General features: G+C 71.5%; 19 protein-coding genes. 7 read left to right on the top strand and 12 right to left on the bottom strand.

The genetic code is table 11. From position 1 onward, the window contains the following. Window positions 1-70: 70 nt before the first annotated feature. Genes ASC56_RS21525 through ASC56_RS21480 form a run of 10 tightly spaced genes read right to left on the bottom strand, consistent with a single transcriptional unit; the run spans window position 71 to window position 10,262 of the window. Complete coding sequence (locus ASC56_RS21525; protein WP_055493135.1) at window positions 71-1,570, bottom strand: NADH-quinone oxidoreductase subunit N; 1,500 nt, start codon at window positions 1,568-1,570, stop codon at window positions 71-73. Next, the gene (locus ASC56_RS21520) at window positions 1,567-3,141 is read right to left on the bottom strand and encodes a NuoM family protein (RefSeq protein ID WP_055493134.1); all 1,575 of its coding nucleotides are present in this window, start codon (window positions 3,139-3,141) and stop codon (window positions 1,567-1,569) included. The genes ASC56_RS21525 and ASC56_RS21520 overlap by 4 nt, the downstream gene beginning before the upstream one ends. 6 nt (window positions 3,142-3,147) lie before the next feature. Further along, window positions 3,148-5,139 carry an NADH-quinone oxidoreductase subunit L gene (locus ASC56_RS21515; protein WP_055493133.1) on the bottom strand — a complete coding sequence of 664 codons (1,992 nt, stop codon included), beginning with the start codon at window positions 5,137-5,139 and terminating at the stop codon, window positions 3,148-3,150. After that, complete coding sequence (gene nuoK / locus ASC56_RS21510; RefSeq protein ID WP_055493132.1) at window positions 5,136-5,501, bottom strand: NADH-quinone oxidoreductase subunit NuoK; 366 nt, start codon at window positions 5,499-5,501, stop codon at window positions 5,136-5,138. The genes ASC56_RS21515 and nuoK overlap by 4 nt, the downstream gene beginning before the upstream one ends. After that, the gene (locus ASC56_RS21505) at window positions 5,501-6,130 is read right to left on the bottom strand and encodes an NADH-quinone oxidoreductase subunit J (RefSeq protein ID WP_055493131.1); all 630 of its coding nucleotides are present in this window, start codon (window positions 6,128-6,130) and stop codon (window positions 5,501-5,503) included. The genes nuoK and ASC56_RS21505 overlap by 1 nt, the downstream gene beginning before the upstream one ends. Next, window positions 6,127-6,696: an NADH-quinone oxidoreductase subunit I gene (locus ASC56_RS21500; protein WP_055493130.1), complete on the bottom strand. Its 570-nt coding sequence runs from the start codon at window positions 6,694-6,696 to the stop codon at window positions 6,127-6,129. The genes ASC56_RS21505 and ASC56_RS21500 overlap by 4 nt, the downstream gene beginning before the upstream one ends. A 2-nt stretch (window positions 6,697-6,698) precedes the next feature. Next, complete coding sequence (locus ASC56_RS21495) at window positions 6,699-7,667, bottom strand: complex I subunit 1 family protein (RefSeq protein ID WP_055493129.1); 969 nt, start codon at window positions 7,665-7,667, stop codon at window positions 6,699-6,701. Further along, complete coding sequence (locus ASC56_RS21490) at window positions 7,664-8,992, bottom strand: NADH-quinone oxidoreductase subunit C (protein ID WP_063784992.1); 1,329 nt, start codon at window positions 8,990-8,992, stop codon at window positions 7,664-7,666. The genes ASC56_RS21495 and ASC56_RS21490 overlap by 4 nt, the downstream gene beginning before the upstream one ends. Continuing rightward, on the bottom strand, window positions 8,989-9,804 hold the full coding sequence (locus tag ASC56_RS21485; RefSeq protein ID WP_055493128.1) for an NADH-quinone oxidoreductase subunit B: 816 nt from the start codon (window positions 9,802-9,804) through the stop codon (window positions 8,989-8,991). The genes ASC56_RS21490 and ASC56_RS21485 overlap by 4 nt, the downstream gene beginning before the upstream one ends. Then, the gene (locus ASC56_RS21480) at window positions 9,795-10,262 is read right to left on the bottom strand and encodes an NADH-quinone oxidoreductase subunit A (protein ID WP_371330214.1); all 468 of its coding nucleotides are present in this window, start codon (window positions 10,260-10,262) and stop codon (window positions 9,795-9,797) included. Before ASC56_RS21480 ends, ASC56_RS21485 begins: the two co-directional genes overlap by 10 nt. A 312-nt stretch (window positions 10,263-10,574) precedes the next feature. Here ASC56_RS21480 and ASC56_RS21475 point away from each other — a divergent pair, with 312 nt between their 5' ends. The 5 genes from ASC56_RS21475 to ASC56_RS21455 all read left to right on the top strand — a co-directional run bounded on the left by ASC56_RS21475 (window position 10,575) and on the right by ASC56_RS21455 (window position 17,826). After that, window positions 10,575-11,780 carry a sensor histidine kinase gene (locus ASC56_RS21475; protein WP_055493127.1) on the top strand — a complete coding sequence of 402 codons (1,206 nt, stop codon included), beginning with the start codon at window positions 10,575-10,577 and terminating at the stop codon, window positions 11,778-11,780. Window positions 11,781-12,053: 273 nt separating this feature from the next. Then, complete coding sequence (locus ASC56_RS21470; RefSeq protein ID WP_055493126.1) at window positions 12,054-13,406, top strand: sensor histidine kinase; 1,353 nt, start codon at window positions 12,054-12,056, stop codon at window positions 13,404-13,406. 423 nt (window positions 13,407-13,829) lie between these two features. After that, window positions 13,830-14,489, top strand: a complete 660-nt coding sequence (locus ASC56_RS21465; RefSeq protein ID WP_055493125.1) for a response regulator transcription factor — start codon at window positions 13,830-13,832, stop codon at window positions 14,487-14,489. Between the two features lie 336 nt (window positions 14,490-14,825). Then, entirely contained in the window at window positions 14,826-16,754 is a 1,929-nt protein-coding gene (locus tag ASC56_RS21460; protein ID WP_055493124.1) for a 2-oxoacid:acceptor oxidoreductase subunit alpha, read from the top strand. Then, a complete protein-coding gene (locus ASC56_RS21455) occupies window positions 16,747-17,826 on the top strand; it encodes a 2-oxoacid:ferredoxin oxidoreductase subunit beta (protein ID WP_055493123.1) in 1,080 nt (359 codons plus the stop codon). The genes ASC56_RS21460 and ASC56_RS21455 overlap by 8 nt, the downstream gene beginning before the upstream one ends. Before the next feature lie 13 nt (window positions 17,827-17,839). Here the strand turns inward: ASC56_RS21455 and ASC56_RS21450 are convergent, their stop codons facing one another. Next, on the bottom strand, window positions 17,840-18,250 hold the full coding sequence (locus ASC56_RS21450; RefSeq protein WP_055493122.1) for a helix-turn-helix domain-containing protein: 411 nt from the start codon (window positions 18,248-18,250) through the stop codon (window positions 17,840-17,842). A gap of 92 nt (window positions 18,251-18,342) precedes the next feature. Between ASC56_RS21450 and ASC56_RS21445 the strand changes: the two genes are divergently transcribed. Next, complete coding sequence (locus tag ASC56_RS21445) at window positions 18,343-19,197, top strand: SDR family oxidoreductase (RefSeq protein ID WP_055493121.1); 855 nt, start codon at window positions 18,343-18,345, stop codon at window positions 19,195-19,197. Window positions 19,198-19,396: 199 nt separating this feature from the next. Beyond that, window positions 19,397-20,452, top strand: coding sequence for an EamA family transporter RarD (gene rarD / locus ASC56_RS21440; protein WP_371330239.1), 1,056 nt, complete (start codon window positions 19,397-19,399; stop codon window positions 20,450-20,452). Window positions 20,453-20,571: 119 nt separating this feature from the next. On the opposite strand, the gene ASC56_RS41255 is transcribed toward rarD, so the two are convergent. Beyond that, the gene (locus ASC56_RS41255) at window positions 20,572-22,818 is read right to left on the bottom strand and encodes a hypothetical protein (RefSeq protein ID WP_063784991.1); all 2,247 of its coding nucleotides are present in this window, start codon (window positions 22,816-22,818) and stop codon (window positions 20,572-20,574) included. Between the last annotated feature and the right edge of the window lie 270 nt (window positions 22,819-23,088).

The following is a 23,088-nucleotide window of genomic DNA, read 5'->3' as shown; positions in this document are numbered from 1 at the left end:
CCCCACGCGCGCGTGCCGTGTCGTGTGTCCCCGCGCGCGTGCGAGCGTCCGTCACACGTGCGAGCGTCCGTCAGAAGAGGCCGGTGGCCGAGAAGCGCAGCACCAGCTGAGGTGCCCCGGAGAGGGCGATGCCCAGCACCGCGGTCAGGGCGATGGCCGCAGTGAGCGGGGCGGGGACGCCGTGCTTCTCCGGCTCCGCCTCGGGAGCGCGGAAGAGCAGGGCCGTCCACTGGAGGTAGTAGAAGAGCGCGATCACCACGTTGACCGCCATCACCACGGCGAGCCAGCCGAGACCGGCGTCGACGGCCGCGGAGAAGACGGTGACCTTCGCGAAGAGGCCGATGATGCCCGGCGGGAGGCCTGCCAGGCAGAGCAGGAAGAACGCCAGGATCAGCGCGGCAAGAGGGTTCGACGCGTACAGGCCGCGGTAGTCGGTGATGCGGTTCAGGGCCCGCGCGCGGCCCACGAGCGCGGCCACGGCGAAGGCGCCGAGGTTCACCGCGGCGTACATCAGGGCGTACGCCACGGTGGAACCGATCGACTTCTGTGCGTCCTTGGAGTAGGCGGCCGCGGCGATCGGCACCAGAAGGTAGCCGGCCTGGCCGACGGAGGACCAGGCCAGCAGGCGTACGGCGCTGTACGCGCGCGTGGCCTGCTGCCGGAGTGCGCCGGCGTTGCCGACGGTCATGGTGAGGGCGGCCAGCACGGCGAGTGCCGGGCCCCACACGTCCGCGTACGACGGGAGGGCGACCACGGTGATGAGGATCAGGCCGGAGAAGCCGACCGCCTTGCCGACGACCGACAGGTAGGCGGCGACCGGCAGGGGCGCGCCCACGTAGGTGTCGGGCACCCAGAAGTGGAACGGGACGGCGGCCGTCTTGAAGGCGAAGCCGACGAGCGTGAGGACGACTCCCGCCTGGGCGAGTGTGTGGAACTGGCCGTCCACGTGCTGGATCCGGTGCGCCACCTGGGTGAGGTACAGGGTGCCCGTGGTCCCGTACACGAAGCTGATGCCCAGGAGGCTGACGGCGGTCGCGGTGACGGACGACAGGAAGAACTTCAGGGCCGCCTCGGAGGACCTCTTGTCGCCGTACCGGATGCCCACAAGGGCGAACGCGGGCAGGGAGGCGACCTCCAGGGCGACGATGAGGGTCGCCAGGTCGCGGGAGGCGGGCAGCAGAGCGGCACCGGCCGCGGAGGAGAGCAGCAGGAACCAGAACTCCCCTTCGGGTAGTTCCTTGTTCGCGTCCTTCAGGGCCGTGACCGACAGAAGTGCCGCGAGGAGGGCACCGCCGAGGACGAGGAACTGGATGACAAGGGTGAAACGGTCCGCCATGTAGCTGCAGACCTGCGGGTCACCGGTCAGGCAGAAGGTGGCGCGGTGCCCCTCCAGGAGGGGCAGCAGCATGACCGCCGCGGCGGCCAGTCCCGCGACGGAGACCCAGCCGAGGAGGGCCTTCTTCTCCTTGCCGAGGAAGAGGTCGGCGACGAGGACGACGAGTCCGACGACCGCCGCGATGGCGGGTGGCGCGATCGCGAGCCAGTCGACGGACTGGACGAGGGAGCTCATCGGGTGCCTCCTGCGAGGAGCTGCTGCACGGCCGGGTCGGTCAGGCCGAGGAGGGCCTTCGGCCACAGGCCCGCGACGACGGTGAGGACGACGAGCGGCGTCCAGGCCGCGAATTCGTAGGTGTGGACGTCGGCGAGTTTCGGGGCCTCCTGCGAGACGGCACCCATGCACACACGCCGCACCACGACGAGCATGTACGCGGCGGTGAGGAGCGTGCCGAACGCGGCGACGGCCATGAAGGTCAGGAACGCCGGGCGGCTGAGGTCGGCGGCGGGCTTGAAGGCGCCGAACAGCGCCAGCATCTCGCCCCAGAACCCGGCCAGACCGGGCAGGCCGAGCGAGGCGACGGCGGCGAAGGCGAGCAGGCCGCCGAGGCGGGGCGCCTTGCCGTAGAGGGCGGCGCCGCTGCCCTCCGCGAGGGTGTCGAGGTCGGTGGTGCCCGTGCGCTCCTTCAGCGCACCGACCAGGAAGAACAGCAGGCCGGTGATGAGGCCGTGGGCGATGTTGGCGAACAGCGCACCGTTCACGCCGGTGGGGGTCGTCGTCGCGATGCCGAGCAGTACGAAGCCCATGTGGCCGACGGAGGAGTAGGCGATGAGCCGTTTGAGGTCACCCTTGGCGCCCCGCTTGGCGAGGGCGAGGCAGGCGAGGGATCCATAGATGATCCCGACGACGGCGAAGGCGGCGAGGTACGGCGCGAAGGTGTGGAAGCCGTGGGGCGCGACAGGCAGAAGAATCCGGACGAAACCGTATGTACCCATCTTCAGCAGGACACCGGCCAGCAGGACCGAGCCGACGGTCGGCGCGGCGGTGTGGGCGTCGGGCAGCCAGCTGTGCAACGGCCACATCGGCGTCTTGACCGCGAGTCCGATCCCGATCGCCAATACCGCGATGACCTGCACGGATGTGGTGAGCGACCGGCCGTTGTCAGTGGCGAGTGCCACCATGTCGAACGTGCCCGCCTTGAGACCGATCAGGAGCAGGCCGAGCAGCATGACGACGGAGCCGAGCAGTGTGTAGAGGATGAACCTCCAGGCGGCCTGGGTCCGTCCCTCGCCGCCCCAGCGGGCGATGAGGAAGTACATCGGGACGAGGACCATCTCGAACGCGAGGAAGAACAGCAGCAGGTCGAGGACGGCGAAGGTCGCCAGGGTGCCGGACTCGAGGACGAGCAGCAGGGCCACGAAGGCCTTCGGGGTGGGACCCGAGGGCGTCTTGAAGTAGGAGTACACCGCGCAGAGGAAGGTCAGCAGCGCGGTCAGGACCAGAAGGGGGAGGGAGATGCCGTCGATGCCGAGGTGGATCCGCACGTCGAGTGCGGGGATCCAGCTGATGTCGGTCGTGGCCTGCATCTTCGACGCGTGGTCGTGGTCGAAGCCGAGCGCCAGGACGATCGCGGCGATGAGGATGACGCCGGTGACGGTGACGCCGTGCCGCAGCACGGCCTGCTCGGGCGACTTCCCCTTCAGCCCCGGCGGGGCCGGCAGGAGGGCGGCGAGCGCGCCGATGAGCGGCACGACGACGATGAATGCCAGAAGGAACTGCATCACGGACTCGCTGATATCGATCACGCCTGCTCACGCTCCCGTGGCGACGAGGAGGGCGGCCACCGCCAGGACGACGGTGCCGGCGAGCAGCGCGCTCACATAGGTCTGCACATTGCCGGTCTGGGCGCGCCGTACGGCGGCGCCGAGCAGGCGGGGTAGGGCGCCCGCGCCGTGTACGTAGGTCTCGACGACCTCGCGGTCGAGGAACTGGACGAGGCTCGCGGCGGCCCTGATCGGGCCTACGAGGAGCGCGTCGTACACGGCGTCCAGGTGGAAGCCGACGGCCGCGTGGCGGTGCAGCGGGCCGAGCAGGAGACGGCCCGGGTCCGCCGGGTCGGGCGCGTAGGCCACGTCTCCGTACGCGGGCGCGTGGCTCGCGATGGCCTCGGCCTCGACCAGACCGGCGTCCGCCTCGGGGTGGGCCGCGACCGCACCCAGCGGGAAACGGTCCACGAGCGCGGTGGTGTGCCGCCAGGCGCTGTACGTCATGAGCCCGCCGACCAGGGCGAGCCCCGTGCCGAGGACGGAGGTGGTGAGCGTCGGTGTCAGGTCGCCGCCGTCGAACCAGCCGGGCAGGACGCGGTAGGCGAGTCCGAACACGAGCGACGGGACGGCGAGCACCCACAGCACGGCGTTCATGACGAGGGGCTGCCTGCCGTGGTCGGGAGCCTCGGCGCCGTGGCCGCGGAAGGCGAGCAGCCACAGCCGGGTTGCGTACGCGGCGGTGAGCAGGGCGGTGATCAGGCCGGTGACGAGCACGATCCAGCCGGCGGCACCGGGGGCGTGCTCGGTGTGGCCGATGGCGACGTGTTCGGCGGCGCCGAGGACGGACTCCTTGGAGAAGAAGCCGGCGAACGGCGGGATCGCGGCGAGCGCAAGGAGCGCCACGGTCATCGTCCAGAAGGCGTCGGGGACGCGGGCGCGCAGGTCCTTCATGCGGGACATGGCGGCCAGCGAGTTGGTGCCGGCGGCGTGGATGATCACGCCGGCGGCGAGGAAGAGCAGCGCCTTGAAGGCGCCGTGGGACAGGAGGTGGAAGACGGCGGCACCACGGTCGCCGACGGCGAGGGCACCGGTCATATAGCCGAGCTGGCCGATCGTCGAGTACGCGAGGACGCGCTTGATGTCGTCCTGGGCGAGCGCGGCGAGCGCGGAGCCGACCATGGTGACGGCGGCCATGACGGCGAGGATCACCATCGCGGCCGAGGAGGCCTCGAAGACCGGAAGGAGACGGGCGATGAAGTAGACACCGGCGGCGACCATCGTCGCGGCGTGGATCAGCGCGGAGACCGGGGTGGGGCCCGCCATCGCGTCGGGGAGCCAGGTGTGCAGGGGGAACTGCGCCGACTTGCCCGCCACACCGGCCAGGAGCAGCAGGGCGATCAGGGTCGGGTGGTGCAGTCCGCCGCTCGCGACGGTGCCGAGGACCTTCGTGATGCGGAAGGAGCCGGCGTCGGTGCCGAGTGCGAACAGGCCGATGAGGAACGGCACGTCGCCGAGTTTGGTTACCAGGAACGCCTTGATGGAGGCGGCGCGGGCCTCCGGGGTCTCCCAGTAGTGGCCGACCAGGAAGTAGGAGCAGATGCCCATGACTTCCCAGCCGACCAGCAGCACGATCAGGTCGCCCGAGTAGACGACCAGGAGCATCGCGGAGGTGAACAGGGAGACGAGAGCGGCGTACGAGGGGTAGCGCGGGTCGTCACGCAGATAGCCAGTCGAGTAGATCTGCACGCAGGTGGCGACGACGCCGACCAGGACGGCGACGAGCGCGGCGAAGCCGTCGATGTGCAGGGCGAGTTCGATCGGGACCGAGCCGGTGGGCGTGAACTCGGTGGCGGAGTCGATGGCCCGGCCACCGCCCTGGCGTCCGGCGACCAGCACGGCCAGCACGAGCGACGCGAGGGTCGGCAGGACGGCGAGCGGGCGGACGAAGCCGGGAGTCGTGCGGCCCAGCAGCAGGCCGGCTGCGGCACCAACGAACGGAAGGAGGGGGACGAGGACGGCGAGGGTGGTCGTGGTCACGCGGTCGCCTCAGCCTTCTCAGCCGCGGGGACGTCGCTCTCGGGGCCCTCGGCGGTGTCGCGGAGTCGGTCGATGTCGGAGGTGCCGCGGTTGCGGTAGACGGCGAGGACGATCGCCAGGCCGATGCCGATCTCGGCGGCGGCGATGGCGATGGTGAACAGGGTCAGGGCCTGGCCGGAGTACAAGGTCTCGCGGGCGGTCCTGCTCAGCCAGACGTCGAAGGCGACGAGGTTGAGGTTGACGGCGTTGAGCATCAGCTCGACCGACATCAGGACGAGGACCGCGTTGCGGCGGGCGAGGACGCCGTACAGGCCGGTGCAGAAGAGGAGGGCGGAGAGCACGGCGGGATAGGCGAGGTGCATCAGCGGGCGCCTTCCTTCTCGCTGCGGGTGTCCGAGGCCGTCGGGCGGCTCACGGTGGTGGTCGCGTCGGCCTTCGCCTTGCGGGAGAGGACGATCGCGCCGACCAGCGCCGCGAGCAGGAGGACGGAGAGGGCCTCGAAGGGCAGGACCCAGTTCTGGAAGAGGCTCGCGCCCGTGACCTTGGTGGAGCCGGAGGCCGCGCCGCCGAGGTCGATCCAGGTCGTACGGAAGGCGTCGACGACCACCCAGACCAGGGCGGCCGCGGCGGCGACGGCCACGCCGAGGGCGGCCCAGCGGTTGCCGGAGTCGGCGTCCGGGGAGCGGCCGATGGGGGCCCTGGTGAGCATCAGACCGAACAGAAGGAGGACGACGACGGAACCGACGTAGATGAGGACCTGCATCCAGGCGATGAACTCGGCGGTGAGCAGCAGGTACTCGACGGCGAGGCCACCGAGGGTCAGTACGAGCCACAGGGCGGCGTGCACCAGTTGCCGGGTGGTGACGGTGACGAGCCCGGCGACGAGGGTGACCAGACCGACGAGCAGGAAGGTGATCTCGACACCGGTCGGGGAGAGGAAGCCGTGCGGTGGGGCGGCAGCCGTGGTCAGCACGGCGGAGGCGGGGCTCACGACTCTCCCTCCTCGGGCTGCTCGGGCTCGGCCGGTTCGGCCTGGGCGGCGGCCAGCTTCTCGGCGGTCTTGCGGACCGCGGCGAGTTCCTTCGGCTCCTCCGCGGCGGGGTCGAGGGCGGGCGGCGCCGGAACGGTCCACATCCACTCGCGGAGCTTGTCGCGCTCGTGGGTGAGGTCGCGGATGTCCGTCTCGGCGTACTCGAACTCCGGGGACCAGAAGAGGGCGTCGAAGGGGCAGACCTCGATGCAGATTCCGCAGTACATGCAGAGGGAGAAGTCGATGGCGAAGCGGTCGAGGACGTTGCGGCTGCGCTCGCGCCCGCCGGGGGCGGCGGCCGGGACCGTCTCCTTGTGGGAGTCGATGTAGATGCACCAGTCGGGGCACTCGCGGGCGCACAGCATGCAGACCGTGCAGTTCTCCTCGAACAGGCCGATGACGCCGCGGCTGCGCGGCGGGAGGGCGGGCCGGACTTCCGGGTACTGCTCGGTGACGGACTTCTTCGTCATCGTGCGCAGGGTGACGGCCAGGCCCTTGGCGAGGCCGGAGCCGGGGATGGGGGCCATGGTTACGAGATCACCACCTTGACGATGCCGGTGAGGGCGATCTGGGCGAGGGAGAGGGGCACGAGGAGGGTCCAGGAGAGCTTCTGGAGCTGGTCCTCACGCAGGCGGGGGTAGGTGACGCGCAGCCAGATGACGACGAAGGCGAGGATCGCGGTCTTCAGGAGCGTCCAGAGCCAGCCGAGGCCGTCGGCACCCCAGGGGCCGTGCCAGCCGCCCAGGAAGAGGACGGTGGTCAGACCGCACAGGACGATGATCCCGGCGTACTCGGCGAGGAGGAACAGGGCGAAACGGAGGCCGGTGTACTCGGTGTAGGCACCGAAGATGATCTCCGAGTCGGCGACGGGCATGTCGAAGGGCGGGCGTTGCAGTTCGGCGAGGCCGGCGACGAAGAAGACGAGCGCGCCGACGATCTGCCAGGGCACCCACCACCACTTGAAGGCGTCGACGATACCGGGGAGTGAGACGGTTCCCGCCGCCATGGCGACCGAGGCGGCGGCGAGCAGCATGGGGAGCTCGTAGGCGAGGAGTTGGGCGGCGGTGCGGAGGCCGCCGAGGAGGGAGAACTTGTTGGCGGAGGCCCAGCCGGCCATGAGCGAGCCGAGGACGCCGACGCCCATGACCGCCAGGACGAAGAAGATGCCCGCGTCGACGACCTGGCCGACTGCGCCCTCGCCCGGGCCGATCGGGATGGCCAGGAGGACGAGGAGGTACGGGAGGAGGGCGACGGCGGGCGCCAGCTGGAAGATGCGGCGGTCCGCGCCCGCCGGGACGACGTCCTCCTTCTGCGCGAACTTCACTCCGTCGGCGACGAGCTGGGCCCAGCCGTGGAAGCCGCCCGCGTACATCGGTCCGAGGCGGCCCTGCATATGGGCCATGACCTTGTGTTCGGTCTGGCCGATGATCAGGGGGAAGGTGAGGAAGACGACGAACACGACGACGAGTCGCAGGGCGACGTCGAGAGCGCCGTTCACTGCGTGCCTCCGGAGGGGTCGTCGGGGGTGGGGGCTTCGCCGGAGTGAGAGGACTCGGCGGGTCGGGCGTCGCCGGGACGGGCTTGACGGTCGGCCGCACCGCCATCGGCTCCGGCTGCCGCTTCGGCTTCGGCTCCGGCTGCCGCCTCGGCTCCGGCTTCGGCTGCCGCCTCGGCTTCGGCTGCCGGCTCGGCTTCGGGGGCGTCGCCCTCGGGCTCCGCTTGCGCCTTGGCCGGCGGTTCGGGGGTGGGTTTCGGCTCGTCGAAGGCCGGGCGGGCGTGGTGCCAGGGGGCGTCGGAGCTGCGTGGGGCGGCGGGGGGCTTGGCGGCCGTCTCCTCGGCTGCCGAGGCATCCGCGCGTTGCGAGGCCGAACCCTCGGACGCGCTGCGCGCGCGCCGCGGACCGGCCGGGGCGGCAGGACCCGCGGGAGGAGCCGCGGGAGGAGCCGGCGGTTCTCCGCCATCGCCCGCGCGCCGAGAAGCGGAGCCCTCCGACGCGCTCCGCGCGCGCCGCGGACCGGCGGGAGCGGCGGGAGACTCCGCAGTGGCAGGGCCCGTGCCGGGCTCGGCTGCGCGCTGTGAAGCGGAGCCCGCCGAGGCGCTGCGGGCCCGGCGCGGTGGTGCCGGGGTCTCCGCGGTGTCGTCCGTGGCCGGGGCCTGGCCGGCCGTGCCCTCCGCTGCCGTGCGGCCACGGCGTATGGGGCGCTCACCCGCGGTGCGGCCCGCGGCTCGGGCCGGGCGGGCGGGGGCCGGCGGGAGCTGGCCCTTGAGGGGACCCCACTCGTTCGGGTCGGGGACGCCGGGGGGCAGCATCTGGCGGCGCTTGGGGCCGCCGTGGTCGGACTCGCCCGGTTCCTTCGCGCCGGGCCAGGCCTTGGCGACCCGGGCGGCCAGCACGAAGTCCTTGCGCAGGGGGTGGCCCTCGAAGTTGTCCGGCAGGAGCAGGTGGTCCAGCGCCGGGTGGCCCTCGAAGGTCACGCCGAACATCTCGTGGGTCTCGCGCTCGTGCCAGGCGGCGCCCGCGTAGACGTCCACTGCGGAGGGGAGGACGGGGGCGTCGTACGGGATCGTCGTACGTACGAGAAGACGGCGGACCGGGGACAGGGCCACCACGTGGGCCGAGACGCGCAGGCCCGTGCCCGGTTCGTCGACCGCGCTCAGCCAGTCGAAGTACGTGCAGCCCAGTTCGTCGCGCGCGACCCGCAGCGCCGCGGTCCAGCCCGCCGGCGGGACGTCGACGGTCAGGACCTCGTAGGACTCCTCGGCAGTGGCCTGCGGGCCGAAGAGGTCCTCGGCGGATGCGGGCAGCCAGCCGACGGCGGTCATCGTGCCACCCCCGAGTCCGAGCCCGCCTCCGCGCCGGAGGCCGAGTCGGCGCCCAGGCCCGCGTCGGGGCCGGAGGCCGACTCCGCACCCGGGCCCGAATCTGAGCCCGCACCCGAGCCCGAACCTGAACCCGAACCTGAACCCGCACCCGAGCCCGAACCTGCACCCGAGCCCGAACCCGCATCCGGACCCGAGCCTGAACGCGAACCAGGACCCGCGGCCGCCGTCGGCGGCTTGACCAGGCCGCTCCGGAGGGCGGCCGTGGACGGCCGGGCCGATCCGTACCGCTCCCCCAGCGACTCGCGTGCGATCTTCTCCTGGAGCTTGAGGATGCCCTGGAGCAGCGCCTCGGGGCGCGGCGGGCAGCCGGGGACGTACACGTCCACCGGGATGATCTGGTCGACGCCCTTGGTGACGGAGTACGAGTCCCAGTACGGGCCGCCGCAGTTGGAACACGCGCCGAAGGAGATGACGTACTTCGGCTCGGGCATCTGCTCGTACAGCCGTTTGATGGCCGGGGCCATCTTGTCCGTGACCGTGCCGGACACCACCATCAGGTCGGCCTGACGCGGGCCGGGAGCGAACGGGATGACACCGAGGCGGATGAAGTCGTGCCGGGCCATCGACGCGGCGATGAACTCGATCGCGCAGCAGGCGAGGCCGAAGTTGAAGACCCACAGCGAGTAGCGGCGACCCCAGTTCAGGATGACCTTCATCGGCTCGGGGGCGAGACGGGCGAGCGTGCCGAGCCGCTTGGGCTCCGGCAGCAGCACCGGCTCGGGAGCCGACGGAGTCGAGGGGTTCACGTCCATGTCAGGACGCCCTTCTTGTATGCGTACAGCAGTCCCACGGTCAGGAAGCCGAGGAAGACGAACATCTCCACGAGCGTGGTCGCGCCGTAACGGGGATCGGCGAAGACCGTCGCCCAGGGGAAGAGGAAGATCGAGTCGACCGCGAAGATCACGTACAGGAACGCGTAGACGTAGTAGCGGACCTGTGTGTGGGCCCAGCCCTCGCCGACGGGGTCGACGCCGCACTCGTACGTCAGAAGTTTCTCGGGGGTGGGCACGACAGGGCGCAGCAGGCGGCTCGCGCCGAAGGCGACGGCGACGAAGAGCACGCCGACGGCGGCGAGCAGCCCGACGACGGAGTAGGAGTGGAAGTAGTCCGCCGCGACGATATTCCCGGCGTAACCGGCATTTCCGGCATACGCGGCGGTCTTCGTGCTCCCGGTCTCCGCCATGACAGCGACGGCGGTCGGATCCGGCACGTCAGCCCCTCGCTCCCTGACCTCGTGACCCTGGTGAACCGTGTGTTCGACGATCTGTACGCACGGGAGTCTAGGCCCTGCTAAAGAGAGGGTAAGCAGCCCGTTGCGCCTCGGGATACGCCGGTCTTCCCGTGCGGCTCCGATCACGTACCCCTGGCGGGGGTCGCTTCACGCGTCACCGGAACCCCGGAAGCGCCCGAACGCGCCCGTCGGGGTGGGGTTTCCCCCCGGTGAGCCGCGGCGGTCCGCCTCATGGCGGTGCGGCGCACGGCACGGCAGGCTGGCCGACATGACCGAACGAGGCTGGCGCATATGACCCAACGCATCACGGTTCCCGGCCCCCTGAAGGGCGGGCCCCCGCCGCCCCCGCGTCTCGCCCTGGACGGGTACACCTGGCGCGAGATCGCGCACCTTCTGGCGAATCTGCCGGTGTCGCTGATCGGGTTCACGTACGCGGTGACGGCGCCGCTCACGGGTGCGTGCCTGACGGTCACCGTGATCGGCTTCCCTCTGCTGGCGGCCGGACTGCTGGGCGCGCGGCAGCTGGGCAAGCTGGAGCGGGCGCGGGCCAGGGCGCTGCTCGGGGTGCGGGTGGAGGAGCCGACGCCCCTGCCGTTGCTCGGGAGAGCCGGCAGGAGAGTCGGCCTGGTCCAGCGGCTCTGGATGGCGCTGAAGGACCCGGTGGGCTGGCGGACGGTTCTGTACGAGTTCATCCGGCTGCCCTGGGGGATCCTGACCTTCACGGTGACGTTCGTGTCGCTGTTCCTCCTGTGGCCGGTCCTGCCGTTCATCGCGCGCTGGCTGACGAACGTGGACCGGGCGATGGTGCGCGGCCTGCTGTCGCCCTCCGACGAGCTGGAGCGGCGCATCGCCGAACTGGAATCCGGTCGCGGCGTGGTCGTGGACACGGCGGCGGCGGATCTGCGGCGCATCGAGCGCGACCTGCACGACGGGGCGCAGGCCCGGCTGGTGAACCTGGCGATGGGGCTCGGACTGGCCAAGGAGAAGCTGCTGGAGGACCCGGACTCCGCGGCGGCGATGGTCGAGGAGGCGCACGGCGAGGTGAAGCTGGCGCTGCAGGAGCTGCGGGACCTGGCGCGCGGCATCCATCCTGCGGTCCTCACCGACCGCGGTCTGGACGCAGCGCTGTCGGCGGTCGCCACGCGCTGCACCGTGCCGGTGAAGGTCACCGTGGACCTCGGCACGAGACCGGCCGCGGCGATCGAGGGCATCGCCTACTTCACGGTCTCCGAGCTGCTGCAGAACATCAGCAAGCACAGCGGGGCGAAGTCCGCCTCCGTCGACGTGTGGCGGGCGGACGAGCGGTTGCTCATCCAGGTGCGGGACGACGGCCGCGGGGGCGCCCGCCTCGACGGCGGCGGCGGCATGGCGGGGCTCGCGGAGCGGCTGGGCGCGGTCGACGGGCTGTTCGTCATCGACTCACCGGCGGGCGGGCCCACGACGATCACGGCGGAGCTGCCGTGGCGGGACCGGGAGGACAAGACGCGGGGGATGTAGCGGGGACACGGCGGGGCCACCGGGCGCGGAAGCGGTCGCACACGGAGGCGGAGGAAGGTGTGCGACCGCTTGGCGTCTGCGGCGTACCGGGAGCCTGTTGGGGCATGGGGGGCGTGCGCGTCGGGGGATGGTGGGGAAAACCCCCGGCTCAGGACGCCGACGCGCTCCATGGCCCGGCGGGCGCGGGAACAGCAGGGTGGAGGTACGAGCCGGCGAGCGGGCCGAGCGGGCCGATCGCGCCGGAGGGGACGACGAGGAGAACGGACGACGCCGATGGCCACGCGGTACGGGCAGGGGTACGGAGAGTGGGGCGGCCCTGGATCCCAGGGCGCCGGGGGACGGCCGCACCGGCTTCCGGTCGCGCTGCGGGCGCCGATCGAGGGGCGCAGCTGGGCCGAGTTCTGCTATCTGCTGCTGAGCCTGCCCATCGGGATCACGATGTTCACTTACAGCGTCACGATGTTCTCGGTCGGGGCGGGCCTGCTCGTGACCTTCCTGGGCATCCCGGTGCTGGCGGCGGCGCTCGGGGGATGCCGCGGCTTCGGGGCGCTGGAGCGGGCGCGGGCGCGGACCCTGCTCGGGCTGGAGGTGGCCGATCCGGAGCCGCTGCGGATGAAGCGGCCCGGGGCGATGGCCTGGATCGGGGCGATGCTCAAGAGCGGGTCGTCGTGGCGGCAGATGCTGTACACGGTGCTGCAGTTCCCGTGGGCGGTGTTCTCGTTCTCGGTGGGGATCACCTTCTGGGTGACCGGATGGGCGCTGCTGACGTATCCGCTGTGGTTCTGGCTGTTCCCCATGTACGGCGGCCAGGGCGGGCTCCAGCTGTACGGCGACGAGACGCACAGCGTCTATCTCGACAACCCGTTCGAGATCACGGTGACCGCGCTGGTGGGGCTGTTGCTCACGCTGGCCACGCCGTGGATCGTACGGGGGCTGACGACGGTGGACCGGCTGCTGGTGCACGGGCTGCTCGGCCCGTCGCGACTGGCGACGCGGGTGGTGGAGCTGGAGTCGGACCGGGGTGTGGTGGTCGACACGGCGGCGGCGGATCTACGGCGCATCGAGCGTGACCTGCACGACGGGGCGGGGGCCCGGCTGGTCGCGTTGGCCATGGATCTGGGGCTGGCGAAGGAGAAGCTGGCGGCGGATCCGCAGGCGGCGGCACGCATGGTGGACGAGGCGCACGGCGAGGTGAAGACGGCGCTGCGGGAGCTGCGGGACCTCGCGCGCGGGATCCATCCGGCCGTGCTGACGGACCGGGGACTGGACGCGGCGCTGTCCGCGGTGGCCTCGCGGTGCACCGTGCCGGTCCAGGTGGACGTGGACCTGCCGGCGCGACCGGCGCCGGCGATCGAGGGAATCGCCTATTTCACGGTGTCGGAGCTGCTGCAGAACGTCGGCAAGCACGCGCGCGCGACCCGGGCGACGGTGGATGTGTGGCGGGCGCAGAACCGTCTGCTGCTGCAGGTGGCGGACGACGGGGTGGGCGGTGCGGACCCCTCCGGCGGGTCGGGACTGGCCGGGCTCGCGGAACGGCTCGACGCGGTGGACGGAGTCCTGGTGGTGGATTCCCCGGCCGGAGGGCCGACCCGCATCACCGCCGAACTGCCGTGGCGCTCGGCCTGACCGCTCCGGACATCACTCCGGTACATCGCCCCGGCATCATCCCGTTCCATCCCCCCGGCATTCATCCCGGTACATCGCCCCCCTGTCCGTCGTGGAATAGGGGCACACCGTGTGGGCGGGGTGGCTGGGACGGAGGCAAGCCCAGCCGCACAGGGGTCAGGCCCAGCCCGCACAGGGGCCTAGCCGCGCATGAGTGCAGGACCACCTATGTGGCGCATACGCGACCCGTACGTGGCCGGAAACGTCTCGTCCCTGGTCGCGCCCCCGGAACACGGAGGGGCAGTCTGTCCACAGGCCCCCTGAGGAATCGAGGATCGCGCGATACTGAGGTCCGACGGGCGACGGATCGCCCGGGACACCGCCGGACGCACAGGACGCACGGCCTGAGAAGGGCTCGGGGGGCCAGGGATCGTGGAGGACAGGGTGCGGGTGGTCATCGCCGAGGACTCAGTGCTGCTCAGAGAGGGCCTGACCCGGCTGCTGACCGACCGTGGGCACGAGGTGGTCGCCGGTGTCGGCGACGGGGAAGCGCTCATCAAGACCATCACCGACCTGGCGGACCGCGGCGAGGTGCCCGATGTCGTCGTCGCCGACGTGCGGATGCCCCCGACGCATACGGACGAGGGAGTCCGGGCCGCGGTGCGGCTGCGCAAGACGCATCCCGGACTCGGCGTCCTGGTGCTGTCCCAGTACGTGGAGGAGCGGTACGCCACCGAGCTGCTGGCCGGTTCCAGTCGCGGTGTCGGCTATCTGCTCAAGGATCGGGTCGCCGAGGTGCGCGAGTTCGTGGACGCCGTGGTACGGGTGGCCCAGGGCGGCACCGCGCTGGACCCGGAGGTGGTCGCACAGCTGCTCGGGCGCAGCCGCAGACAGGACGTGCTCGCCGCGCTCACCCCGCGGGAGCGGGAGGTTCTGGGCCTGATGGCCGAGGGGCGGACGAACTCCGCGATCGCACGGCAGCTGGTCGTGAGCGACGGAGCCGTCGAGAAGCACGTCAGCAACATCTTCCTGAAGCTCGGCCTGTCCCAGAGTGACGGGGATCATCGGCGTGTTCTGGCCGTGCTCACCTATATCAACTCCTGATCGGCTGACACTGTGTCAGACAGCGTCGCCGAACGGGACGGCAGGACCCGAACCGGAGCACCGGACCGCGGCACCGGAACCAACGCACCGGACCGCAGCACCAGAGCCGAAGCACCGGTGAGCAGCACCAGAACCAAAGCATGAGCAGGGAGCGTCTTCGGAAGCATCGCCGGGGGGCGAGTAAATCATGACAAATCAGGGCGTCCGACCGTCTCAGAACCGAGTCCATCATCCGAACGGCCGAGGGAAGGCGACCCTTACCGACGTAGGGTTGATCGTGGGAAGGCCGGCGGGCCGGCCGTTCCCAGACAGCCGCCTCGAGGGAGGTCCAGTTCAGTGACCAGCCAGGTCAGCAGTCCAGCGGAGCAGGCCGACGGAGCCGTCGTGGGAGAGCAGCGCAAACCGGCAGGCACGAAGGACGTACGCAAGCTCGACCGGGTGATCATCCGGTTCGCGGGCGACTCCGGTGACGGTATGCAGCTCACCGGTGACCGGTTCACCTCGGAGACGGCCTCGTTCGGTAACGACCTGTCGACGCTGCCGAACTTCCCGGCGGAGATCCGCGCTCCGGCAGGCACCCTTCCGGGCGTCTCCTCGTTCCAGCTGCACTTCGCGGACCACGACATCCTCACCCCGGGCGACGCGCCGAACGTCCTGGTGGCGATGAACCCGGCCGCCCTGAAGGCGAACGTCGGCGACCTGCCGCGGGGTGCGGAGATCATCGTCAACACGGACGAGTTCACCAAGCGGGCGATGCAGAAGGTCGGCTACGGCGCCAGCCCCCTGGAGGACGGGACGCTGGACGGCTACAACGTCCATCCCGTGCCGCTGACGACCCTCACCGTCGAGGCGCTCAAGGAGTTCGACCTCAGCCGCAAGGAGGCGGAGCGCAGCAAGAACATGTTCGCGCTGGGCCTGCTGAGCTGGATGTATCACCGGCCGACGGAGGGCACGGAGAAGTTCCTGAAGTCGAAGTTCGCGAAGAAGCCGGACATCGCGGCGGCGAACATCGCCGCCTTCCGCGCCGGCTGGAACTTCGGCGAGACGACGGAGGACTTCGCGGTCTCCTACGAGGTGGCGCCGGCCGTCCATGCCTTCCCGGTGGGCACGTACCGGAACATCTCGGGGAACCTGGCCCTGTCGTACGGGTTGATCACCGCTTCCCGTCAGGCGGATCTGCCACTGTTCCTGGGCTCGTACCCGATCACCCCCGCCTCCGACATCCTGCACGAGCTGTCGAAGCACAAGAACTTCGGGGTGCGGACCTTCCAGGCGGAGGACGAGATCGCCGGGATCGGTGCCGCGCTGGGTGCGGCCTTCGGCGGCTCGCTCGCGGTGACGACCACGTCCGGTCCGGGGGTGGCCCTCAAGAGCGAGACGATCGGGCTGGCGGTCTCGCTGGAGCTGCCGCTGCTGGTGATCGACATCCAGCGGGGCGGGCCGTCCACCGGTCTGCCGACCAAGACCGAGCAGGCGGATCTGCTGCAGGCGATGTTCGGGCGCAATGGTGAGGCGCCGGTTCCGGTGATCGCCCCGCGTACCCCGGGGGACTGTTTCGACGCGGCCCTGGAGGCGGCGCGGATCGCGCTGACCTACCGCACGCCCGTCTTCCTGCTCTCGGACGGCTATCTGGCCAACGGCTCGGAGCCCTGGCGGATCCCGGAGCTGGAGGAGCTGCCCGATCTGCGGGTTCGGTTCGCGAACGGCCCGAACCACACGCTGGAGGACGGCAGCGAGGTCTTCTGGCCGTACAAGCGTGACCCGCAGACCCTGGCCCGGCCCTGGGCGATCCCGGGCACGCCGGGGCTAGAGCACCGGATCGGGGGCATCGAGAAGCAGGACGGCACGGGCAACATCTCCTACGACCCGGCCAACCACGACTTCATGGTCCGTACCCGTCAGGCCAAGGTGGACCGGATCGAGGTCCCGGACATCGAGGTCGACGATCCGCACGGGGCCGGGACGCTTGTGCTGGGCTGGGGCTCGACGTATGGGCCGATCACCGCGGCCGTGCGGCGGCTGCGTGCGGCCGGGGTGCCGGTCGCGCAGGCGCATCTGCGGCATCTGAACCCCTTCCCGCGCAATCTCGGAACGGTGCTGGGGCGGTACGAGAAGGTGGTGATCCCCGAGATGAACCTCGGCCAGCTCGCCACCCTCATCCGGGCGAAGTACCTGGTCGACGCCCACTCCTACAACCAGGTCAACGGCATGCCGTTCAAGGCGGAGCAGCTTGCCGCGGCTCTCAAGGAGGCCATCGATGGCTGAGACGTCCACGAAGGGCACGGACACGATCGAGGCGCTCTCCCTCGTGCCCAGGGCCGATGCCAGGCAGTCGATGAAGGACTTCAAGTCCGATCAGGAAGTGCGCTGGTGCCCCGGCTGCGGTGACTACGCCATCCTCGCCGCGGTCCAGGGCTTCATGCCCGAGCTGGGCCTGGCCCGGGAGAACATCGTCTTCGTATCGGGCATCGGCTGTTCCTCGCGCTTCCCGTACTACATGAACACCTACGGCATGCACTCCATCCACGGCCGGGCCCCCGCGATCGCGACCGGTCTGGCCTCCTCACGCCGTGACCTGTCGGTATGGGTGGTCACCGGGGACGGGGACGCGCTGTCCATCGGCGGCAACCACCTCATCCACGCCCTGCGCCGCAACGTGAACCTGAAGATCCTGCTGTTCAACAACCGCATCTACGGTCTGACCAAGGGCCAGTACTCGCCCACCTCCGAAATCGGCAAGATCACCAAGTCGACGCCGATGGGCTCCCTGGACGCGCCCTTCAACCCGGTCTCCCTGGCCCTGGGCGCCGAGGCGTCCTTCGTGGCCCGCACGGTCGACTCCGACCGCAAGCACCTGACCGAGGTGCTGCGTGCCGCGGCCGCCCACCCGGGCACCGCCCTGATCGAGATCTACCAGAACTGCAACATCTTCAACGACGGCGCCTTCGACGTCCTCAAGGACAGGCAGACCTCCCAGGAAGCCGTCATCCGCCTGGAAGACGGGCAGCCCATCCGCTTCGGACCCGACGGCACCCGCGGTGTCGTACGGGACAGCGCGACGGGTGATCTGAAGGTCGTCGCGGTGACCCCTCACAACGAGGCGGACATCCTCGTCCACGACGCCCACGCGGCCTCCCCCACCACGGCGTTCGCGCTGTCCCGGCTGGCCGACCCCGACACCCTCCACCACACCCCGATCGGCGTCTTCCGCTCCGTCGACCGGCCCGTCTACGACACCCTCATGGCCGACCAGCTCGACACCGCCATCGAACAGAACGGCAAGGGAGACCTGGCCGCGCTGCTGGCGGGCGGCGACACCTGGACGGTCGTCGGCTAGGAGACCACGCGGTTCACGAGGCCCGGGCCTTCGGCGCCCGGGCCTCGTCGTATGCCTGGCGGGCCTCCTCCACGTCGGCCATGCGCTCCTGGGTCCACGACGCCAGCGCGCGCACCTGCTGCGCCGCCTCACGGCCCAGATCGGTCAGGGAGTAGTCGACCCGGGGCGGGATCACCGGCTTGGCGTCACGGTGGACCAGACCGTCGCGCTCCAGCGTCTGCAGGGTCTGGGTGAGCATCTTCTCGCTGACACGGGCGACCCGCCCGATCGCCCGGCGCAGCTCGCTGAAGCGGTAGGAGCGGTCGAGGAGTTCGATCAGGACCAGGACGCCCCAGCGGCTGGTGACGTGCTCCAGGACGATGCGATAGGGACACATCGCCGTGCCGTTGTCGCCTCCACCGGCGACCTCGCTACTTACTGCCATGCCAGTACCTTACTTCAAAGTCGGTACTTTCGTCTAGTTAGCGCCACTCCTAGGGTTAGTGCCATACGCACCCCACAAGGAGAGCCAAAGCCATGAGCATCGTCGTCACCGGAGCCACCGGACACCTCGGCCGTCACGTCGTTGAGCAGCTGCTGGAGAAGGTTCCGGCCGATCGGATCACCGCCGTCGTGCGCACCCCGGAGAAGGCCGCCGACTTCGCGGACCGCGGTGTGCGGGTCGCGGTCGCCGACTACAACGCTCCGGAGACCTTCCAGGGCCTCTTCTCCGCCGGGGACAAGGTGCTGCTGATCTCCGGCAACGAGTTCGACAAGGGCCGGGTCGGCCAGCACGAGGGCGTCCTCGACGCCGCCAAGGCGGCCGGAGTCGCGCTGTTCGCCTACACCAGCGCCCCTGGCAGTCTGAAGGCCGCCCTCGCCGACGACCACCGGGGCACCGAGGAGGCGATCCTGGCCTCCGGCGTCCCGTATGTGCTGCTGCGCAACGGCTGGTACAACGAGAACTACACCGAGCAGCTCACCCCCGTCCTGGAGCACGGCGCCGTCGTCCAGGCCGCAGGCGAGGGCCGGGTCGCCTCGGCCGCGCGTGCCGACTACGCGGCCGCCGCCGTCGCGGTGCTGACCGGCGAGGGCCACGAGAACAAGACGTACGAGCTGAGCGGTGACACCGCGTGGGGCTTCGCCGAGTACGCCGCCGAACTGAGCGAGCAGACCGGCCAGGAGATCGCGTACAACCCGGTCACCGTGGAAGCCCTCACCGGCATCCTGACCGGCGTCGGCCTCCCCGAGCCGGTCGCCGCGATGCTGGCCGGCGTGGACGCCTCGATCGAGAAGGGCGAGCTGGCCGTCACCACCGGCGACCTCTCCCGGCTGACCGGCCGTCCGACCACGCCCATCGCCGAGTCCGTCGCCGTCGCGCTCAAGGGCTGAACTCCCCCGTCGGGCCCTTGAGCACCCCGGCCCCCGCCTGTCATGACCGTATGGCGATACGGGCATGACAGGCGGGGGTGCTCGCGCTACCTTCGTGGAGGCTGCACGGCAGCAGGAGCGCGAGAAGGAGGGGCCCGTGACCGACAAGCCGCAGAGTGAACGGCGGACAGGACTGCTGAACGGCTTCGCGGCCTACGGGATGTGGGGGCTCGTCCCCCTCTTCTGGCCGCTGCTGAAGCCCGCCGGGGCGGTGGAGATCCTCGCCCACCGGATGGTCTGGTCGCTGGTCCTGGTCGGCGTGGCGCTGCTGGTGATGCGGCGCTGGGCCTGGGCCGGCGAACTGCTGCGGCAGCCGCGCAGGCTCGCCCTGATCACGGTCGCCGCGGCGGTCATCACCGTCAACTGGGGCGTCTACATATGGGCGGTGAACAGCGGCCACGTCGTGGAGGCCTCGCTCGGCTACTTCATCAACCCACTCGTGACCATCGCCATAGGCGTACTGATCCTCAAGGAGCGGCTGCGGCCCTTCCAGTGGGCGGCGGTCGCGGTGGGCTTCGCCGCCGTCCTCGTCCTGACGATCGGCTACGGCCGCCCGCCGTGGATCTCCCTGTGTCTCGCCTTCTCCTTCGCCACGTACGGCCTGGTGAAGAAGAAGGTCAGTCTGGGCGGTATCGAGTCGCTGGCCGCGGAGACCGCCGTGCAGTTCGTGCCCGCGCTGGCGTATCTGCTGTGGCTCTCGGCGCACGGCGGCTCGACGTTCGCCTCCCACGGCGCGGGGCACGCGACGCTGCTCGCCGCCACCGGGGTGGTCACCGCGCTGCCCCTCGTCTGCTTCGGCGCCGCCGCGATCCGTGTGCCGCTGTCCACGCTCGGTCTGCTGCAGTACCTGGCGCCGGTCTTCCAGTTCCTGCTGGGCATCTTCTACTTCCACGAGGCGATGCCGCCCGAGCGCTGGGCGGGCTTCGCGCTCGTGTGGCTCGCGCTGTCGCTGCTCACCGGCGACGCGCTGCGCACGGCCCGCCGGTCGGCGCGGGCGCTCAGGAACCAGATCGGGACGCCCGGCACCGCCGTCGCCGGCGCGACCGCGAGCGCGGCGCCGGCTACGGACGGTGTGGTGGCGGAGGGTGCGACCGCGGACGCCGTGACGGCGGAGGGTGTGACGGCGGAGGGTGTGACGGCGGATGCGGTGACGGCGGATGCGGTGACGGCTGACGGTGTGGCGGCGGGATCCGGTCCCGTGGATACGAGGCCGTAGTCGGCGCCGTGCGAGTCAAGGACGGCGCCGTGCGGGTCAAGGACGGCGCCGTTCCAGAGAGACTCCGATGGGCCCGAGGGGGCCAGGGCAGCCATGCGGCCGCCCTGGCCCCCTCCTGCTCATCGCACGTAGGGATGCTCGCCGCTGCCCGCGGCGCGGGCCCGTTCGGCGAGGCGGCCCATACGGGTGCGGGCCCGTTCGAGCTGGTCGAGGTCGTCGGCGGCGGGGCCCTCTTCGGCGGCGAGTTCGGTCCATACGGCGATGAGGTCACGGCCGAGGTGCAGGCCCTGGACGGGGTCGCGGACTGCGCGCCAGGCCGCGGCCGCGCTCTGGACGTTGCCGTACGCGCCGCGCGGGTCGGCCAGGCGGTGGCGCAGACGGGCCAGATCGAGCGAGAGATGGAAGGAGCGCAGGGCGTCCTGGGCCAGGTAGGCGATGTACGCGGTGAGTTCGCGCAGGCGCAGCACGTCCGGGTGGTCCGCGCCCAGGATCGCGGCGGACTCGGCGACAGCTCGCTCGGCCAGGCCGGCGGCCTCCTCGATATGTCCCTGCTTCACCGCCGCGTTGATCCGGGCCATGGGCTCCGCGATGGGCCCGGCACCGCCGGGCGGCACGGCCCCCGACTCGGGCGCGAGCACGGCCTCGGCCACGGAGTCGAACTCCCGCACGGGCGGTTCCTTGACCTCGTCCGCGTCCGCGTCGACGACCGGGGCGGTCTTCGAGGACGGGGTGGGTGTCCAGTCGCGAGCGGAGGAGGGGTCCAGGTCGGAGTCCACGTCCGCGGTGGGCGGCACCACCACTTCGGGGGTCTGCACGGACGAGGGGGCGGGGGTGGGCCAGGTGGGCGGCTTGGTCATGACCGCGGGGGCGGGCGCTGCGTCGGGAGTGGCGGGCGACGCGACGGGGGGTGCCGTCGGGGGGCCGAAGGTCCCGGTCGGCGCGAAGACCGTGCCGGGGGACCCGGGCACGGGGGCCGACGTCTCGGGCGGCGGCAGTGGAATGCCGTCGTGGGAGGCGCCCGGTAGCGCCTGGGCCGGGCCGGACGTCGCGGTGATCAACGCTGCCTCCTCGGGCACGGCCCGCAGGACGAACGTGGCGATGGTGCCACCGGGGCGTGCCGGAGCGCCCTCCTGGGCGGGTTCGGCGGGCTGCGTCTGGAGAGCGGAGTCGTTGGAGGCGGCGGCGGCTTCCGCGGCGGGGGCGGGAGGCTGGGCCGAGTCGGCCGGAGCGGCCGGGACAGCAGGAGCGGTCTGCGGTGCCGCCTCCTGAGTCGAGGCCGCCGGGGCGGTGTCCGGTGTCGCCGTCGGCCGCGGCACCGTCGATTCCGGTACCGCGCGCAGGACGTGCGTGGCAGCCGAACGCCCGGTCGGCACCGGGCTCGGTGAAGCCGGCGGGGTCGGCGGGGTCGGTGAAGTCGGCGGGGCCGACGAGGATGCCGGTGCGGGGCCGGTCGCCGCCGTCCGGGCTGTCGACTCCGGTGCGGGCGTACGTTCCCCGGTCGGTGCCGGCTCCGGTGCGGGCGTACGTACCTCGGTGGATGCCGGCTCCGGTGCGGGCGTACGTACCCCGGTGGGTGCCGGCTCCGGTGCGGGCGTACGTTCCCCGGTGGGTGCCGGCTCCGGTGCGGGCGTACGTACCTCGGTGGGTGCCGGCTCCGGTGCGGCCGACGGACGTGGTGCGGACGCTGCGTTCGGGTCCGGTACAGCCCTCAAGGGGAAGGTCGGGGCCGTGGTGCCCGGAGTCGGCTGCGGGGCCTCCACCGCCCGCAGGACGTGTGTGGCCTTGTCCCGGAGCGGCCGCTGCGGCGCGCCGTCCGCCGGGGGCCGCGCCGCGACCGGCGCGCCCTCCACCGGCCATGTGGGTGCCGCGGCGGCGACCGCCGGAACCGGATCGTCGTCCTCGCCGCCCACGTGAGCGACCGGACCACCGGCCCCGGCGGCCCGTCCGGACACCGGGCCGCCCTCACCAGCCCCCTCAGTCGCGTGTGGAAACGGCGCACCCGGCGCACCCGCGGCCCCTGGCGCCCCGGTGCGTGCCGGATCTCCCGCGAAGTCGCTCGAACCGTCGACGTACACCCGGATCGGTACGACGAAGCCGATCCGTTCGTCGTGGACCGTCGCCAGGACGGGATGGCCCGTCGCGAGGGCGAGGCGGTGAAGGTAGTTCAGGACGGCCTGCTGGACCGGCTCCCCGGGTGCCGCGACGACCGGCATCCCGCCGACAGTCGCTCCGGCACCCGGTACCCCGTCCCGCGCGGTCGCCGGCACATGGACGTCGATCGGCGTCACCGCGGCGCCCGCACTCCCCTGGGACGCGGCCCCCGCTGCGGAGCGGCCCCGCTTGTGTTCGCGGCTGAGTCGGGACATCGTTCCTCACTCGGGTCGGTCGGTCGAGGCGAGGGCGGAGGTGGCGGAGGAGGGAGATGTCGCCGCGTCCCCCACGACGAGCGCACAGGGGGCCAGCCTACGCGGGCCGGACCAACCGCTGCCGGAGCCGTCGGTCCGCGTCCCGGTGGTCCCGGAGAAGCGCGCGGTCCCCAGGACGGGCGGCGTCGCGCAGGCCCCGCGGTCCGAGCCACCGTCGCCCCTCCCCCGGGCTCCGGCCGCCGCCCCGGCAACCGGCCCTGCCCCGGCACC

It is taken from the genome of Streptomyces sp. TP-A0356, assembly GCF_001417775.1.
In the GTDB taxonomy this organism is placed as follows: Bacteria; Actinomycetota; Actinomycetes; order Streptomycetales; family Streptomycetaceae; genus Streptomyces.
The sequence above is the reverse complement of the archived record's forward strand: the minus strand, read 5'-3'. Positions and strand labels throughout refer to the sequence as shown.

Bases quoted from the DNA above. Each gene is read 5' to 3' on its own strand.
- ASC56_RS21525 (WP_055493135.1), bottom strand. From the start codon at position 1,570: ATGAGCTCCCTCGTCCAGTCCGTCGACTGGCTCGCGATCGCGCCACCC.
- nuoK (WP_055493132.1), bottom strand. From the start codon at position 5,501: ATGCACCTCGCCTATCCCGCCGTGCTCTCCGCCCTCCTCTTCTGCACC.
- ASC56_RS21500 (WP_055493130.1), bottom strand. From the start codon at position 6,696: ATGGCCCCCATCCCCGGCTCCGGCCTCGCCAAGGGCCTGGCCGTCACC.
- ASC56_RS21490 (WP_063784992.1), bottom strand. From the start codon at position 8,992: ATGACCGCCGTCGGCTGGCTGCCCGCATCCGCCGAGGACCTCTTCGGC.
- ASC56_RS21485 (WP_055493128.1), bottom strand. From the start codon at position 9,804: ATGGACGTGAACCCCTCGACTCCGTCGGCTCCCGAGCCGGTGCTGCTG.
- ASC56_RS21475 (WP_055493127.1), top strand. From the start codon at position 10,575: ATGACCCAACGCATCACGGTTCCCGGCCCCCTGAAGGGCGGGCCCCCG.
- ASC56_RS21470 (WP_055493126.1), top strand. From the start codon at position 12,054: ATGGCCACGCGGTACGGGCAGGGGTACGGAGAGTGGGGCGGCCCTGGA.
- ASC56_RS21455 (WP_055493123.1), top strand. From the start codon at position 16,747: ATGGCTGAGACGTCCACGAAGGGCACGGACACGATCGAGGCGCTCTCC.
- ASC56_RS21450 (WP_055493122.1), bottom strand. From the start codon at position 18,250: ATGGCAGTAAGTAGCGAGGTCGCCGGTGGAGGCGACAACGGCACGGCG.
- ASC56_RS21445 (WP_055493121.1), top strand. From the start codon at position 18,343: ATGAGCATCGTCGTCACCGGAGCCACCGGACACCTCGGCCGTCACGTC.
- rarD (WP_371330239.1), top strand. From the start codon at position 19,397: ATGTGGGGGCTCGTCCCCCTCTTCTGGCCGCTGCTGAAGCCCGCCGGG.
- ASC56_RS41255 (WP_063784991.1), bottom strand. From the start codon at position 22,818: ATGTCCCGACTCAGCCGCGAACACAAGCGGGGCCGCTCCGCAGCGGGG.